Source organism: uncultured Candidatus Pelagibacter sp., assembly GCF_943788075.1.
Classification (GTDB): Bacteria; Pseudomonadota; Alphaproteobacteria; order Pelagibacterales; family Pelagibacteraceae; genus Pelagibacter.
Genome location: NZ_CALSOW010000002.1, coordinates 151624 through 167926, shown reverse-complemented (window position 1 = coordinate 167926; position 16303 = coordinate 151624). Strand labels below are relative to the sequence as shown.

Genomic DNA, 16303 nt, shown 5'->3' with positions numbered 1-16303 from the left:
TTAAATTCTTTGATCTTTATTATTTTTTAGTAAATCTTCTAAACTTTTCTTTTCAAAAAAACTGTTGATATGAGTTTCTAATTCATCCCAGAGATTGTGAGTGACACATTTAGTTGCTTTTCCGTTGCATCCTTTTTTTGACTCTTTTTTACATTGTACTGTTTTAACTGTTTCATCCACTGCATGAAAAATATTTGTAAGTTTTATATCATTTGGCTTTTTAGTTAGAATATAACCACCTTGTGTTCCTCGAATACTTTGTACAATTTGATTTTTTTTTAATTTAGAAAAAATCTGCTCCAAGTAATCGAGTGATATACCTTGACGCAAAGAAATATCTCTTAGTGAGACAGGATTAATGTTGTCAAATCTTGCAAGATCTACTAATGCCATTACAGCATATCTACCTTTTGATGTTAGTTTCATTTTACCCTTTAAATTGAGCGTTTTTATACATACCTGACTAAAATGGTCAAGTATAGTTTATAATAAAATAACTAACATATTGTCGCTCACTTATGATAAACGTAGTTTTTTTTTGAGAATAATAATCAATATCGCATATGGATAACAAAATTTTAGAAATATTTATTCCAGGTCCTGCTGGAAGGCTTGAGGCTAAATATTATAAGAGTAAAAAAAACACATCCCCAATTGCATTAGTACTACAACCACATCCTCAATATGGTGGGACGATGAACAATAAAGTTGTTGTCGATACTTTTCATACATTCATGGATAACGATTTTTCAGTATGTAGAGTTAATTTTAGAGGGGTTGGTAAAAGTGATGGTGAGTTTGATAATGGTCAAGGTGAACTAGCTGATGCGGCAGCTGCATTAGACTGGCTTGAAAGAGAAAACTTTGATAACTCACAGTGCTGGGTATCTGGATTTTCTTTTGGATCCTTAATCGCTATGCAATTATTAATGAGAAGACCTGAGATTAATAGATTTATAGCAATTTCTCCTCAGCCAAATGTTTATGATTTTTCTTTTTTATCTCCATGCCCTACATCCGGTTTAATGATTTATGGAAAAAAAGATGAACTGGTTCCATTAGAATATATTACCGAACTAGACAAAAGATTAAGTGCTCAAAAAGGTATTAAAGTAGAATTTCAATCTGTACCTGAAGCTAATCATTTTTTTTCAAAAACTGAAGAAACTTTGATTAAAAATCTTGATAAATATATAAAAAAAGAAACTGCTCTTTACTAAAAATTTTTAACCAACTTACCTCCTACAGTAGGTAGCTCACAACCAGTAGTTTTTGGATATGATATTGGTAATTTTAGAAATGATCTGATTGAAAGATAACCAAACGCCTGGGATTCGATATAGTCTCCATTTAGATCATAATTATCAATAGAATTTAGACTTATATTTTTTTTGTGTAATAAATAATCTTTAATAGTTTGGATTAGAAAAGTATTTTTTCTACCTCCTCCACAAACTAAAAATTTTATTGGCTCAACATTACTTCCATTAGCATGCTCAATTCCCTTTGCTATAAGGTAAGCAGTAAAATTAGTAATCGTTGCACAACCATCTTCTAATGATAACCCTCTTGCAAATGAAATATCAAAATCTTTAACATCTAATGATTTATCAAAACTATCTATTTTAAAATTATCTATTGCTTGATTTAATATTAATTGATTAATTTTACCTGATTTTGCAATTGAACCACTTTCATCAAAATTATTTTTTGAATTTTTTCTTACCCATTCATCAATCATACAATTACCAGGACCTGAATCAAAAGCTTCTAAGTTCTCTTCTAATTTTTCATCTTTTTTAATTATTTTAGTAATATTAGAAATTCCCCCAATATTTAGAAAGCAAATAGGAAAATTTATTTGGTGTTTTTCATTTACCCTTCTAGACAATAAGTTGTGAAAAATAGGTGTTAATGGAGCGCCTTGGCCTTTATTTACTATATCTTCTTGCCTAAAATCATAAATAACTTTTTTTTTAACTAATTGGGACATTAACTTTCCATCTCCTAATTGTTTTGAAATATTTTGTTCAGGGTTGTGGAAAATTGTTTGTCCGTGAAAACCAACAAAATCTATCTCATCTTGATATTTTATGCACAAATCACTGACAATTTTGCTATGAAATACAGTAATTTCTCTCTCAAGTTTGTTTAACCTGGAAGAGTGTTGCTTCAAATCATTTATATTTATAATTGAATTTCTTAATTCAATTAATTCCCGGTGTAAACTTTCATTATATTCAAAATATTCATCTAAAATATTGGTAAATTCATTAAATCCATCTGATCTGATCAAGGATACATCTACCCCATCCATTGAGGTTCCACTCATTAATCCAATAGCTGTATATAATTTATTTTTCATTGATATTCTTTTTAATAAAAATTTGTATATTGTGTAACTATAAGCTTATGAATAAATTTTTAAAAGAATTTAAAGATAGAGGTTTCTTCTACCAATGTACAAATGAAGAAGAATTGTCTAGTTTAATGGACAAGGAAAAAATTAAAGCATACATCGGATTTGATTGCACTGCTGAAAGTTTACATGTTGGTAGCTTATTACAAATCATGTGTCTCAGATTATTACAAAAAAATGGTCACAGACCTATAGTATTATTAGGTGGAGGTACCACTAGAATTGGCGACCCTTCTGGAAAAGATAAAACAAGAAAAATATTAAACGAAGAAGAAATTGAAAAAAATATTAAGAATATAAAAAATATACTAAAAAAATTTTTAGATAATGACAACCCAGAAACTAAACCTATATTTGTAAATAATTATACATGGCTTAAAAATTTGAATTATATTTCTTTTCTTCGAGATATAGGAAAGCATTTTACAATTAATAGAATGTTAACTTTCGATAGTGTAAAATTAAGACTAGATAGAGAACAATCTTTAAGCTACATGGAATTTAACTATATGATCCTGCAAGCTTATGATTTTTTAGAACTAAGCAAAAAAGAAAATTGTGTTTTACAAATCGGTGGCTCAGATCAATGGGGAAATATTGTTAATGGAGTGGAGCTTATTAAAAGATATTCAAATAAACAAAGTTATGGTCTTACAACACCTTTAATTACTCTGGCAACAGGAGCAAAAATGGGAAAATCTGAAAATGGAGCAATTTGGTTAGATGAAAAATTTCTATCAGCCTATGACTATTGGCAATTTTGGAGGAATACAGATGATAGAGATGTTGTGAAATTTTTGAAAAATTTTACAGATATAGAGATAGAAGACATTAAGAAAGTTGAAAATAATAATATCAATGATTTAAAAATACTTTTAGCTAATAAAACAACCTCAATGCTTCATGGTAATGAAGCTGCCAAAAATTCAGAACAAGCTGCTAAAGAAGCATTTTCAGGTAACTCACTTGGATCAAGCCTACCTTCTGTAAAGGTTAATTCTCAAAATATTGATAATAAATTAGATATAATTGATCTAATTATTCTTTCTAAATTAGAAAAATCTAAAAGTGAAATAAGAAGATTAATCAAAGGTAACGCAGTAAAAATTAACGATAAAGTTGTATCTGATGAAAAGTTAATTATTGAAAATGAATTTTTTAATGAGAACTACCTTAAACTTTCTATTGGAAAAAAAAGACATATAAAAATTGAATTAGATTAGTTTTTTTTTATCTTTTCTAATGTCCTAGTTATAAATCGTGGGGTTAATGTTTTTAATGGATTTACAGTTGTTTCAAGTTTTTTTGGTGGTCCCTTCACTTTAAAGCTTACTCCAAAAACACCCTCACCAGCTTTCTTTCCAATAAGCAAATCTCCAATTAATGGAATTGAAGCAATAGATTTATTAATTGTAGTTGCGGGCACTAATGTGCCCCTTAAACTAATTAAATCACTTTCATCGATATAACCTTCAATTAAAATAGATATAGCTGGTCCAAGTGCGTATAATTCTTCAATAGTCATAAGTTTATCTTTATTTGTAAAATTCATTTCAAAATCTGTAAACCTAATACCCTCCCCAGTTAGTAAATCTGCAATTCCTTGTAAAGAAGCAAGGGCAAGCAGCTTTGCTAATACTGGAATTTCTTTGACTTTAAAATTATTTATTATTAATTTTGAATTTGAAACTCCATCTTTTTTGGAAGAGTAAAAATCTAAGTAACCTTCATCATTGTCTTTGAAACCTTGTATAAATTTATATCTTTTTACAAGGGGTTTAGCTCTAGAGGAAAATAAAGTAGTAATTTTTTCACCTCCTTTAGTATTTATCGTAAATTTTAAATTTTCATTATTTGCAAATTGTGCAGATATATTGGCATTATCTATCTTGTTATCTATAATTTGAAGCTTACCATTTAAATTTCTAACAGAAGTATCATTATCAAGATTAACATCAGACAAATTTAGTTTTATATTTATATTTTCCTTAAAAATATCTAATTGTTGATCATCTTTACTTTGTAATAAGTTTGTAATGATGGTGTCGGCGTTTAATATTGATCCTTTTAGTTCGTAATTATTATTTTTGATTCTACTAAGTACAAATTTGTTTTTCATATTATCATTATCAAAATAATCTAAGTCAATTTTATCTACTTTTACTAATTTGTTATTTTTATCTATTTTTAAATCATTAGCTATCATGTTGTTACTTTTTGATAAAAGAGTGATTTTTTTAAAATCAAACCCAAATTTTTTATTATAATTTCCATTAATTTTTAATTTGGAATTTAAATTTTTATTTTTTTTATAATTAATAAAATCTATCTTTATTGGCGTATCATTAATTTCTAAATCAGTTTTAAAATTATATTTTTTATCTTTTATTGAAAAAAAATATTCTATTTTATTTAATTTTTTATCTAATTTAACTTTTCCCAAGCCTTGTAGTGACAGAATATTATCTTGATAATTTAATTCAATTTTATGGTCTTTTAGATTTAAGATATCCTTTGTTTTGGGTAAATATTCTTTAATCAAACTCTGATTGTTAATGTCTAGTTCACTTAATTCTATATTTGATACTAAGTTTAAATCAGAACCATTATTTATTACCTTGTAATTAATAGGTTCAAATTTATTTTGAAGTTTAATTTGACCTTTTCCTTCAATAGATAATTTTTTATCAACATAGGATGCTTTTATCCTATGATTTTTTAAGTCAATTAACTCATTAATCTTTATTAGGTTCTCACTTATTAAATCATTTTTTTTAAATTGAGAGCTATCAATTAAGATACTTGAATTTATTGCTAAATTCTTAACTTTAAACTTATTACCAATGTGAAATGAAAAATCATTTTTAGACTCAAAATTTGTATTTATTAGATCAAGTTGAGAGTATCTTAATTTGATTACTTGAAGTAATTGATTATTTAGAGGGGAATTTTTATTCCTTATAGTGCCTTCAACTAAATAATTATTTTTATCTTTTTTTATATTTAATCTCTCAGATAAAAAATTAATATTATTTGTATCAAAACTAATATCTCTAAAATTAAAATTATTATCTTTAATATTAAAAAGAAAATTTATTTTTTCTAATTTGTTTTTTTTTAAAATACTAATTTCACCTTCTTTTAGCAGTCCATCAACTTTATAATCTTTCTTAAGTTTACCAAACTCATCAAAATTAAATTTTAAATCTGCTATTAAATATCCTTTCTTTATAAATTGTTCTAAAAAAAATAATTCTGGTCTGTTATTTATGGATCTTATAAATGATACAAAACTTTTAAGTAAAATTGGTTTAGTTGATATTTCAATTTGTGAGGTGACTAATCGACTTTTAATTAATGAATTTAGTGATATTTGAGTTTTGATATATTCAAGTTCAATTGGCTTACCTTTAAAAGTTATCTTAGCATCTATTGTTTTTGCGTTAATTTTGAAATTTAATGGATCTAAGGTAAGTTTAATTTTTTTTAAACTTGTATCAAATTTATCATTTTTTTTTCTAACAATATCCTGGATTTGCTTGTTAAATTTCTCCGTCTCAATACCAATAGTACTTACATAAATAGTTAGTAAAATAAGAGCTCCAATAACTATAGATATATATTTTAAAATTTTTTTACTCATTTAATTTGATATAAAGATTGTTCTAAAAATTCATCTAAATCTCCATCTAAAATTTTATCTGGGCTTGTGCTTTCAAAATTTGTTCTATTGTCTTTTACAAGTCTGTATGGTTGCAAAACATATGATCTTATTTGGTGACCCCATCCAATTTCAGATTTAGAGTTTTCTGTATTTTGATTTTTCTGTTCTTTTTTTTTAATTTCATAATCATATAATCTTGCTTTTAACATGTTCATACATGTTTCTTTATTTTTGTGTTGAGATCTCTCATTTTGACATTGAACAACAATTTTAGATGGTAAGTGTGTAATTCTTACAGCACTATCGGTCGTATTTACATGTTGGCCACCTGCTCCACTAGATCGATAAGTATCAATTCTTAAATCTTTTTCAATAATTTCAATATTAATATTCTCATCAACTACCGGATACACCCATATACTTGCAAAGCTTGTGTGGCGTCTTGCACCTGAATCAAATGGAGATATTCTAACCAATCTATGAATCCCAGATTCTTTTTTAAGCCAACCAAACACATAATCACCCGAAACTTTAATTGTTGATGATTTTAATCCAGCCTCATCTCCTTTATGCTCGCTAATCAAGTTTGATTTAAAATTTTTTTGATCTGCCCATTTTAAGTACATTCTTCTTAACATTTCAGCCCAATCTTGACTTTCTGTTCCACCTGCGCCAGCGTGTATTTCTATATAACAATCAAGAGAGTCCGCCTCATTTGATAAAAAACATTTAACTTCATTTTTTTTTACTAGTGCTCTAAGCTCTTTAATATTTAGAAATACTTCTTTTTGGATGGGCTCATTTTTTTCTTCTAAGGCTAGCTCATTTAAATCATCTAAATCTGAGAGCTTTTCAATTGATGACTTGTAAGTACTTAATAGATCCTCAAATAATTTCTTTTCTTTAATTACTTTTTTAGAATTATCTTTATCTTGCCAGAAATTTGCTTCTAGCATTTTAGAGTTTAATACTTCAAGTTTTGAATGAATATTATTTTTTTCAAAGATACTCCTTAACTCTTGAGTTAATCTTTTCTATTTCTTTTTTGTAATCTTGATATTTATCGTCCATTAATAAAATTTTAATATATTATTAGCATCTAATCTATCATTATTTGAATATAAAACTTTTCCATCAACTACATTTTGTTTCTTATAAACTTCGATAATAGTATTTTTAGAATTAAATTTTGCTTTTTGGCCAGTATTTGGATCAACTACCATCATTACTGTTCCCTCTGCTGCTTTAAATGGCCTTGCGTCTGATTTATTAACTGCGTTTTTAATAAACTCTTTAAATATTGGTAAAGCCGTTTTTGAGCCTGTTTCATATCTTCCAAGCGGTGAAGGGTTATCTAAACCAACATAAACACCAATTAAATAATTTGATGTATATCCAATAAACCATGTGTCTGTGTTTTTATTAGTTGTACCAGTTTTTCCAGCAATATTTAATTTAAGATCTTTTAATTTTTTAGCTGTTCCTCTTTGAACAACTCCTTCAAGTATTGAGGTCATTTGATATGATGTTTGAGAAGAGAAAATTTTTTTATAATTATCTTTTATAATTGGATAATCATTACCTAAATAAGATATTTCATCACAATTAATACATTTTCTTTTATCATTATTAAAAATAGTTTTTCCTTGGCTATCTTGAATTCTATCAATTAAAATTGGATCAACTAATTTGCCTCCATTAACAAAAACTGAGTAAGCTGAGGTTAGTTTTAATAGTGTTGTTTCAGCAGAACCAAGTGAAATAGATAAAAGTTCTTCAGGGTTATCATATATTCCAAGACTTTGTGAAAAGTTTATAATTTTTTTAAGACCTAAGTCTTGTGCTATTCTGACTGTCATCAAATTTCTCGATTTTTCCAATCCTACTCTCAATGTTGATGGTCCATAAAACTTTTTTCCATAATTTTCTGGTTTCCACATTTTAAGATCTTCTCCTTGATCCAAAACAATTGGCGCGTCTAAAATTAATGATGTTGGAGTGTAATTGTTTTCAAGAGCTAAAGCATAAACGAATGGTTTAAAAGCTGAACCAGGTTGCCTTAATGCTTGGGTTGCTCTATTAAATTCACTTTTTTTAAAACTGAAGCCACCACTTAAAGCCAATACTCGGCCTGTATAGGGATCCATAACAACAATTCCACCATTAACTTTCGGTAGTTGTTTTAAACTATATTTTTTATCACTAATTTTTTTTACATAAACTATATCGCCTACTTTCAATAATTGACTAAACTCTTTTTTTGTCCAAGAGATATCTTTAAATTCTATTTTTCCATTTAATTTATTTTCTGTTTCAATATTTGCTGAAAATTTATTTAATTTTTTAACAATTGCTAATTCCCAACCAATCGAATTTTCTAAATAAAATTTATTAATATCTTTATGCCAGTTTTTTGAGTATTTTTTATTCTCAAGAGCACCTCGCCAACCTTTTCTCTTATCATAAGATGATAATCCATTCCTAAGTGAGTTAGTTGCTATCTTTTGAAACTCTAAATTAATTGGAGTATTAATGTTAAATCCTTGTTTATAAACTTTATCATAAGTTAAAGTATCAATCACATTTTTTCTAACATCTTCAATATAATATTGAGCATCCTCTAAAAAAACTTTTTTTGTTTTTTTTAATATAATTTTTTTTTCTTTAAGATGACTGTATTGTTTCAAATCTATATACTTATTTTCAAATAGATTTTTTAAAACCAAGTCTCTTCTAAATTTAGCTAACTTAATATCTCGATAAGGATTATATCTACTTGGCGCTTTTGGTAAGGCCGCCAATAAAGCAGCCTCTCCATAATCTAAATCTTGGATAGATTTATCAAAATATTCTAAACTAGCTGAAGCAACTCCGTATGCACCACTCCCAAGATAAATTTGATTTAAATATAATTCTAGAATTCTCTGTTTAGATAAAGCTCTTTCGATTCTAAATGCTAAAATAGCTTCTTTTATTTTTCTGTTGAGACTTACCTCGTTAGTCAATAAAAAATTCTTAGCCACTTGTTGTGTGATTGTTGAAGCACCCTCAAGTCTTTTTGATGAAATTATGTTTGAAATATTGTTTATCACAGCTCTTAAAACTCCTTTTGCATCAACACCAGGATGAGAAAAGAAATTTTTATCTTCTGCAGATAAGAATGAGTAAATTACATTTTTTGGAATTGAGTTAAATGGAACAAATATCCTTTTTTCTTTTGAAAAATCTGCAACGAGTTCTCCATTACCCGAATATACCTTACTTGATACTGGTGGCTTATAACTTTTAAGAAATCTATAATCAGGAATATTGTTTGAATAAGACCATAAAATTCCAAATATCAAAATACCCATTAATAATATAAGAGATAACAATATAAACAGAGTATTTTTAAGAATTTTATTCATTTTATTTCCATTATATCTTGGAATTTGTTAAAGATAAGGCACTAGAAATAAACAAAATTTTATTAACACTTAAAATATTAAATGAATCAATTAATCAAATTATTATGGAAAAAAATTTATATATCGATGCATCGCATCCCAATGAAACTAGAGTTGTTCTTAAATCAGATGACAATATTGAAGACTACGAATACGAAGGTTTAAAAAATAATTTAATTAAAAATAATATATATCTTGGTAGAGTAAGTAGAATAGAACCATCTCTTCAAGCAGCATTTATTGATTTTGGGCGAGAGCGTCATGGATTTCTATCTTTTAATGATATTCAGTCTGATTATTATCAAATACCAAAAGCAGATTTAGATAAAATTAAAGAGGAAGAGGAAAAAGCTAGAGAGGAGCTTTCAAAAGAAGTTGAGGCAAAAGAAGATGAAAATATTGCTGAAGGAAAACTTGAAATAGATGACCCTATTAATATTGACAAAGATCCATCTGAGGAAAATGAAAATAGCTCTGAAGAAAAAGGTACTCTAAGTGAAGAGAAAGATAAAAAGAAAGAAATTAAGTTTAAATTTAAAAGATACAAAATACAGGAAGTTATAAAGCCAAATCAAGTTATCTTAATACAAGTCATCAAAGATGAACGAGGACAAAAAGGTGCAGCACTTAGTACATTTATTTCAATTGCAGGAAAATATATTGTCTTAATGCCCAATACTCCAAAAGGAGGTGGTATATCTCGTAAAATATTTAATCCAGCTGATAGAAAAAAAATAAGAACTATTTTGAATGAAATTGAGATCCCCAAAGAAATGGGTTTAATTGTTAGAACTGCTGGAAGCAATAAAACCAAAAATGAAATTAATAATGATTTAGAAACTCTTATCAAAACATGGAGTCAAATTAAAGACACAGCTATCAATTCAATAGCACCATCATTAATTCATCAAGAAAGTGAAATTATAAAAAGAACTTTAAGAGACATGTTTGATGATACTACTCAAAATATAATAGTTGAGGGTAATGAAGGTTATAAAAAAGCACAAACTTTTATGAAAATGATTATGCCATCAAATGTTAAGAAAGTTAAAAAGTACAGAGGAAAAGTTCCTTTATTTATCGAAGAAAAAATTGAGCAAAAATTAAACCAAATATTTGACTCTGAAATAAAACTAAAGTCAGGAGGATATTTAGTAATAAACCCCACTGAGGCACTTGTTTCAATTGATATAAACTCAGGTAGCTCAATTAAAGGTAAAAATGTTGAAAGCACTGCATTAGATACTAATATTGAGGCAGCTGAAGAAATTGCAAGACAAATAAAAATTAGAGACTTATCTGGTCTAATTATAATCGACTTTATTGATATGCTTAGTTATGGAAATAGAAGATTGGTTGAGAGAAAACTAAAAGAAAAATGCAGAACTGACAGAGCTAGAATTCAAATTGGAAGAATAAGTAATTTTGGACTTCTAGAAATGTCTAGGCAAAGGTTAAGAGAAAGTGCAATAAAATGGAGAGTAACTCTTACAGATGAGTCTTTTGCACAAAAACTACTAAAAACTGTTGAGTTAAATGCAATTATTCATAAAGCTAAGTTTGTTGAGCTAAAAGTTTGTGAAAAAATCTCTGATTTTTTAAAAGAAAATTTTGTTGATGATTTAACTTATTTTGAAAAAAAAAATAAAATGACAATAGATATTGTTAGCGATCCTACACTTATTATCCCAGAGTATATTATAGATATTCAAAATAAATCAAAAAAAACAATTGAGCTAATTGAACATTTTGAAAAATTAAAGAATTTAGAGATACAAATTAAAGAAGATAAGATTATCGACAAGAAAGAGGCTAAAAAGTTTCATAAAAAACCTTTTAAAAAGAAACCTTACTTTAAAAAGAAGTTTGTAAAAAAAACAAAAACTATTTAATAATTCCTGTTTTTGGTGAGGATGCATTTCCATACAAATACTTATTAATACGTCCTGCTAAAAAAGATTGTCTGCCCGCAATTACAGCATTTTTAAATGCAAGAGCCATATCAAATGGTTTTTTTGCTTTAGCAATCGCGGTGTTAACTAAAACGCCATCACAACCTAACTCCATTGCAATTGTAGCATCTGATGCTTGACCTAAGCCTGCATCAATAATCAAAGGTAATTTAGTTTGTTTTCTAATAATTTGAATATTTGTTTTATTTTGAATTCCTAAACCAGAACCAATAGGAGCAGCTAGTGGCATTATTGCATCTGCACCTGAGTTTTCTAACCGTTTTGCCATTAGTGGATCGTCATTACAATAAACCATAACTTTAAAACCCTCTTTAGCTAAAACCTCAGTTGATTTTAAAGTTTCAATCATATCAGGAAATAAATTTTGTTTATCACCCAACACTTCTAATTTGACCAATTTCCACCCTCCAATTTCCCTTGCTAATCGAAGTGTTCTCAATGCTTCTTCTGAGGTGAAACATCCTGCTGTATTTGGCAAATAAGTAATTTTTTTTGGATCAATATAATCCATAAGAAGTGGTTTTTTTTTATCTATTATATTTACTCTTCTAACAGCAACCGTCACAATTTCTGCGCCAGAGAGCTTAATTGCTTTTGCACACTCAGCCATATTTCTATATTTACCAGTACCCACGATTAATCGAGAATTAAATTTTTTACTTGCTATAATTATTTTATCATTTTTCATTTAACCTCCTCCAATAAAATGAACTATCTCGATTTTATCTTCTTTTTTTAGAATAATTTTACTAATTTTTTTTTTATCTATTATCTCTTGATTGAGTTCAATTGCTACTTTTTTTAAAGGAATTTTAAGATCTTTTACTAAATTTGAAATCTTATAATTTTCAGTAACACTCTTAAATTTACCATTCACTTTAATTTCTATTTTTTTTATTTTTTTCATCGTATATAAGAGTTAAATGAATAATAAAATTATTATTATTAATGGTCCAAATCTTAATCTATTAGGTGAAAGAGAACAATCACAATATGGCTCAACTACTTTTAATCAGCTAAAAGAAAATTGTTTAAAAGAGTCAAATAAAATTGGTATTGAATTAGAGTTTACTCAATCAAATATTGAGGGAGAGCTAGTTAATTTAATTCAGGATGCGAGAAAAAAATATGATGGAATGATAATAAATGCTGCAGGTTTTACTCACACATCAGTTGCAATCAGAGACGCTCTCGATTTATTTAAAAAACCAATAATTGAATTACATATATCGAATATATATAAAAGAGAGGAATTTAGGCATAAATCTCTAATAAGCGATATAGCGACAGGGGGAATTTTTGGATTAGGAGTTGAGGGTTATATTTTGGCCATAATTTCAATAGAAAAGATTTTAAAAAATGAAAATAGATAAAAATATTATTAAGGAATTAAGTGACTATTTAGAAGAGTTTAATCTTACAGAAATAGAAATTACTGAAAAAGATACTAAAATTAAAGTTTCTAAAAATAATGTGTCTATCAGCAATCAGCCAGTTACAACATCGGCAAATATTCATACTGGAAATGAAAATGTCACTGAAAAACCAAAGATAAAATCTGGGACTGAAATTACTTCACCAATAATTGGCACAGCTTATCATGCTCCAGAACCAGGAGCAAAAAAATTTGTTGAAGTAGGTAAAAAAATTAAAAAAGGTGATACCATTATGATTGTTGAAGCTATGAAAACAATGAATCATGTGCCATCAACAGCAGATGGTGTTGTAAAAGAAATTTGTGTTGAAGACGGTCACCCTGTCGAGTTTGGTCAAACTATTATTATCCTAGAGTAAATAAATGTTTAAAAAAATCTTAATTGCAAACCGTGGGGAAATTGCAGTTAGAATTATTAGAGCTTGTAAGGAATGGGGAATTCCAACTGTAGCTGTTCATTCTGACGTTGATAGAGAAAGTATGCATGTAAGAATGGCAGATGAAAGTGTTTGCATAGGGTCTCACCAACCTGCAAATAGCTACTTAAATATTCCTAATTTAATGTCAGCAATAGAACTTACCAATGCTGATGCTGTACATCCTGGTTATGGATTTTTATCTGAAAATGCAAGTTTTGCAAAAATTCTTGAAGAAAATAAAATAAGTTTTATTGGCGCATCATCAAAACATATAGAAATGATGGGTGATAAAATTCAAGCAAAAAGAATTGCTAAAGAAAACGGCTTACCGGTAATCGAAGGTTCTGAAGGTGGTGTTACTGATATAGCTCAAGCTAAAGAGCTATGTAAAAAAATTGGATTTCCTGTCTTAATTAAAGCATCAGGTGGTGGTGGTGGAAAAGGTATGAAAATTGTTCATAAAGAAGAGGAGTTTGAAACCTTATTTTCTACCGCAAAATCAGAAGCAAAAAAATATTTTGGTAATGACGAAGTTTATATTGAGAAGTTTTTTCAAAATCCAAGACATATAGAAGTTCAAATCTTAGCAGGTAAAAATAATGTTGTTCACCTTCATGAAAGAGACTGCTCTGTTCAAAGAAGACATCAAAAATTAATTGAAGAAACACCAAGCCCAGTTCTTAATGATGAAATAAGAAAAGATTTATTTGAAAAAACGGTCAATATGGTTGCAAAAATTGGTTACATGGGAGCTGGAACTGTAGAATTTATTTATGAAGAAGGAAAATTTTATTTTCTTGAAATGAATACACGGGTACAAGTCGAGCATCCTGTAACAGAAATGGTAACAGGTATTGATATTATTAAGGAACAAATTTGGATCGCTTTTTCTGGAGAAACAGCACTAAAACAAAGCGATATAAACCCAAGAGGTCATGCAATTGAATGTAGAATAAATGCAGAAGATGCAAGTAAGAACTTTCAGCCATCTCCAGGAACGATAGGTATGTGTCATCAACCCTCTGGTTTTAGAACTAGAGTAGATGGAGCTATTTTTCAAGGATATAAAGTAACTCCATATTATGACAGCATGGTTTGTAAATTAATTTGTCATGGTAGAAATAGAACTGAAGCAATTCAAAGAATGAACAGATCACTAGATGAATTCGTAATAGAAGGAATTACCACAACCATTCCACTACATAAAAAGCTTCTAAGTCATAAAAAATTTATTAATTCTGATTTTAACGTAAGCTGGTTAGACAAAGATACTATAGTCTAATAGCATTTAATAAGCCAAACATCATATACCGGATGATCAAATGGAGTAATTGATGGGCTTGACGAAAACATCCACCCATTAAATACAAAAACTTCATTATTATTTTCATCAGTTATATCTTTTACTTGTATATAAGCTGTAATTTCAGGATTATCATCAAATTCTGAATTTTTACATTTTAAAATCTTTATAGAGAGATCTTTAAAATTTATTAACTCTCCATTTTTTAATTTTAGCAAAGTATTTTTTGAACTAACTTTATCTAAAATTTTTATATCTGTAAAAGAACCTTCTGCAGCATCTTTTGCAAATGATAGACTTATTAAAAAAAAATAAATTAAATAAATTAAAAGATAAAAGTTAAATTTATTGTTTCCAGCTAGAATATTTCTTTTTGATTCCATCTTTATCTTTATTTGGATAATAAGCTTTTTCTGTACCAGTTAAGTTTGATTGATGAGGTTTTTGCCAATCATATTTTTCAAGTTCGTGAGTTTTTTCTATTTTATTGGGAGTGAAATGCATCCACGAATACCACTCTACTGGTATCTTGGAGGCATCAATAATATTTGCATAAATAACCCATCTCTTTCCGTTTTTACTTTCATAATATTTGTTACCAAGTTCATCGCTACCAACTAATTTTCCAAAAAAAATTGTTTTCAATCTAGTGCCAAAAGTATCTTGATTCCACCAAGTGAAAATTTTTTTTAAAAGTGTCAACATAAAATTTTTTATCAATTCAATTAAAAATTGTATAATTTAAATTAGACTAAAATACGAATTTGTATATAAATTAATTAATTCAATATTCAAATTAAAATTTAAATTGGAGTTAAATGGCAAAATATTTAGTTGAGACTTACTACACATGTACATTTAAAGTAAATCATTACTTGGATGATATTAATGAAACAGAACTAAAAAATCTTGAAAAAAGAGACGATGGAAAGTTTGAGGTTCTAGATGTTAAGCTTGATAATCGTAAAACAAAAAGTCTTGATCCAAATAATAATAAAGTTATTGAAAGTAAAAAAGTTGAAGTTGTAGCTGAGGTCAGCCAACCTAACTCTGTGAACAAAGAAAATATTATTTCAAATTTCAATAAATCCTCTGAAAAAGGTGGTAAAAGATTTGGAATGCCTGATAGAAGAAAAGGCTATATTCAAAAAGCTACTATTGGCGACCATAAAGTTTACTTACACACTGGAGAATACGAAGATGGTAAAATAGGTGAAATCTTTATTGATACTAGTAAAGAAGGAGAATTGGTGAAAGCACTTATGAATAATTTTGCTATCGCTGTCTCTTTGGGACTTCAATATGGTGTACCTCTTGACGAATTCATTAGTGCATTTGTTGGTACAAAATTTGAACCATCTGGAAAAGTACATGGTAACGACAGAATACTCAGTGCAAGTTCAATACTAGATTATATTTTTAGAGAATTAGCGATATCTTATCAAAACAGAGAGGATTTAGCACACACACCTTCTATTGGGGGTAATGAGACTAATACAAATGAAGAGAGTCAATCTGAAGATCAAAACCAGTTATTAAAAATTGTAAAAGATATAACGAGCAAAGGTTTTGTAAGAAATAATTATAAAAAAAATTTAGTAGATCTTTCGGATGTTAAAATAAATTTAAAGGGAAAAAAATAGA

16 protein-coding genes are annotated in these 16303 nt (G+C 27.8%); 7 read left to right on the top strand and 9 right to left on the bottom strand.

The window, feature by feature from the left end:
* On the bottom strand, positions 1–426 hold the full coding sequence (locus Q0X98_RS03350; protein WP_297681448.1) for an Rrf2 family transcriptional regulator: 426 nt from the start codon (positions 424–426) through the stop codon (positions 1–3).
* 137 nt (positions 427–563) lie between these two features.
* Between Q0X98_RS03350 and Q0X98_RS03345 the strand changes: the two genes are divergently transcribed.
* The gene (locus Q0X98_RS03345) at positions 564–1220 is read left to right on the top strand and encodes an alpha/beta hydrolase (protein WP_297681446.1); all 657 of its coding nucleotides are present in this window, start codon (positions 564–566) and stop codon (positions 1218–1220) included.
* On the opposite strand, the gene Q0X98_RS03340 is transcribed toward Q0X98_RS03345, so the two are convergent.
* Entirely contained in the window at positions 1217–2365 is a 1149-nt protein-coding gene (locus Q0X98_RS03340) for an anhydro-N-acetylmuramic acid kinase (RefSeq protein WP_297681444.1), read from the bottom strand. The genes Q0X98_RS03345 and Q0X98_RS03340 overlap by 4 nt on opposite strands.
* Positions 2366–2412: 47 nt before the next feature.
* Here Q0X98_RS03340 and tyrS point away from each other — a divergent pair, with 47 nt between their 5' ends.
* A complete protein-coding gene (tyrS, locus tag Q0X98_RS03335; RefSeq protein ID WP_297681442.1) occupies positions 2413–3642 on the top strand; it encodes a tyrosine--tRNA ligase in 1230 nt (409 codons plus the stop codon).
* Here tyrS and Q0X98_RS03330 read toward each other — a convergent pair.
* From Q0X98_RS03330 to Q0X98_RS03320, 3 genes are all read right to left on the bottom strand, one after another.
* The gene (locus Q0X98_RS03330; protein ID WP_297681440.1) at positions 3639–6062 is read right to left on the bottom strand and encodes an AsmA-like C-terminal region-containing protein; all 2424 of its coding nucleotides are present in this window, start codon (positions 6060–6062) and stop codon (positions 3639–3641) included. The genes tyrS and Q0X98_RS03330 overlap by 4 nt on opposite strands.
* Positions 6059–7090 carry a peptide chain release factor 2 gene (prfB, locus tag Q0X98_RS03325; RefSeq protein ID WP_297681534.1) on the bottom strand — a complete coding sequence of 344 codons (1032 nt, stop codon included), beginning with the start codon at positions 7088–7090 and terminating at the stop codon, positions 6059–6061. Before prfB ends, Q0X98_RS03330 begins: the two co-directional genes overlap by 4 nt.
* A gap of 63 nt (positions 7091–7153) precedes the next feature.
* Positions 7154–9490 carry a PBP1A family penicillin-binding protein gene (locus Q0X98_RS03320; RefSeq protein WP_297681438.1) on the bottom strand — a complete coding sequence of 779 codons (2337 nt, stop codon included), beginning with the start codon at positions 9488–9490 and terminating at the stop codon, positions 7154–7156.
* Positions 9491–9594: 104 nt separating this feature from the next.
* On the opposite strand from Q0X98_RS03320, the gene Q0X98_RS03315 reads away from it, so the two are divergent.
* Entirely contained in the window at positions 9595–11421 is a 1827-nt protein-coding gene (locus Q0X98_RS03315) for an Rne/Rng family ribonuclease (protein ID WP_297681436.1), read from the top strand.
* Here Q0X98_RS03315 and Q0X98_RS03310 read toward each other — a convergent pair.
* Together Q0X98_RS03310 and thiS are read right to left on the bottom strand one after the other, a co-directional pair.
* On the bottom strand, positions 11414–12190 hold the full coding sequence (locus Q0X98_RS03310; protein ID WP_297681434.1) for a thiazole synthase: 777 nt from the start codon (positions 12188–12190) through the stop codon (positions 11414–11416). The genes Q0X98_RS03315 and Q0X98_RS03310 overlap by 8 nt on opposite strands.
* Positions 12191–12409 (bottom strand): sulfur carrier protein ThiS, encoded by a 219-nt coding sequence (gene thiS, locus Q0X98_RS03305; protein WP_297681432.1) that lies wholly within the window; start codon positions 12407–12409, stop codon positions 12191–12193.
* A 16-nt stretch (positions 12410–12425) separates the two neighbouring features.
* On the opposite strand from thiS, the gene aroQ reads away from it, so the two are divergent.
* The 3 genes from aroQ to accC are packed head-to-tail and all read left to right on the top strand — an operon-like array spanning position 12426 to position 14638.
* The gene (aroQ, locus tag Q0X98_RS03300) at positions 12426–12875 is read left to right on the top strand and encodes a type II 3-dehydroquinate dehydratase (RefSeq protein ID WP_297681430.1); all 450 of its coding nucleotides are present in this window, start codon (positions 12426–12428) and stop codon (positions 12873–12875) included.
* Complete coding sequence (locus tag Q0X98_RS03295; protein WP_297681428.1) at positions 12862–13296, top strand: biotin/lipoyl-containing protein; 435 nt, start codon at positions 12862–12864, stop codon at positions 13294–13296. The genes aroQ and Q0X98_RS03295 overlap by 14 nt, the downstream gene beginning before the upstream one ends.
* Before the next feature lie 4 nt (positions 13297–13300).
* Positions 13301–14638: an acetyl-CoA carboxylase biotin carboxylase subunit gene (accC, locus tag Q0X98_RS03290; protein ID WP_297681426.1), complete on the top strand. Its 1338-nt coding sequence runs from the start codon at positions 13301–13303 to the stop codon at positions 14636–14638.
* Here accC and Q0X98_RS03285 read toward each other — a convergent pair.
* Both Q0X98_RS03285 and Q0X98_RS03280 read right to left on the bottom strand, forming a co-directional pair.
* Entirely contained in the window at positions 14635–15042 is a 408-nt protein-coding gene (locus Q0X98_RS03285) for a DUF2155 domain-containing protein (protein ID WP_297681424.1), read from the bottom strand. The genes accC and Q0X98_RS03285 overlap by 4 nt on opposite strands.
* Complete coding sequence (locus Q0X98_RS03280; RefSeq protein ID WP_297681422.1) at positions 15005–15364, bottom strand: NADH-ubiquinone oxidoreductase subunit NDUFA12 family protein; 360 nt, start codon at positions 15362–15364, stop codon at positions 15005–15007. The genes Q0X98_RS03285 and Q0X98_RS03280 overlap by 38 nt, the downstream gene beginning before the upstream one ends.
* A 113-nt stretch (positions 15365–15477) precedes the next feature.
* On the opposite strand from Q0X98_RS03280, the gene Q0X98_RS03275 reads away from it, so the two are divergent.
* Positions 15478–16302 (top strand): ribonucleotide reductase, encoded by an 825-nt coding sequence (locus Q0X98_RS03275; protein WP_297681420.1) that lies wholly within the window; start codon positions 15478–15480, stop codon positions 16300–16302.
* The last annotated feature ends 1 nt before the right edge of the window (position 16303 follow it).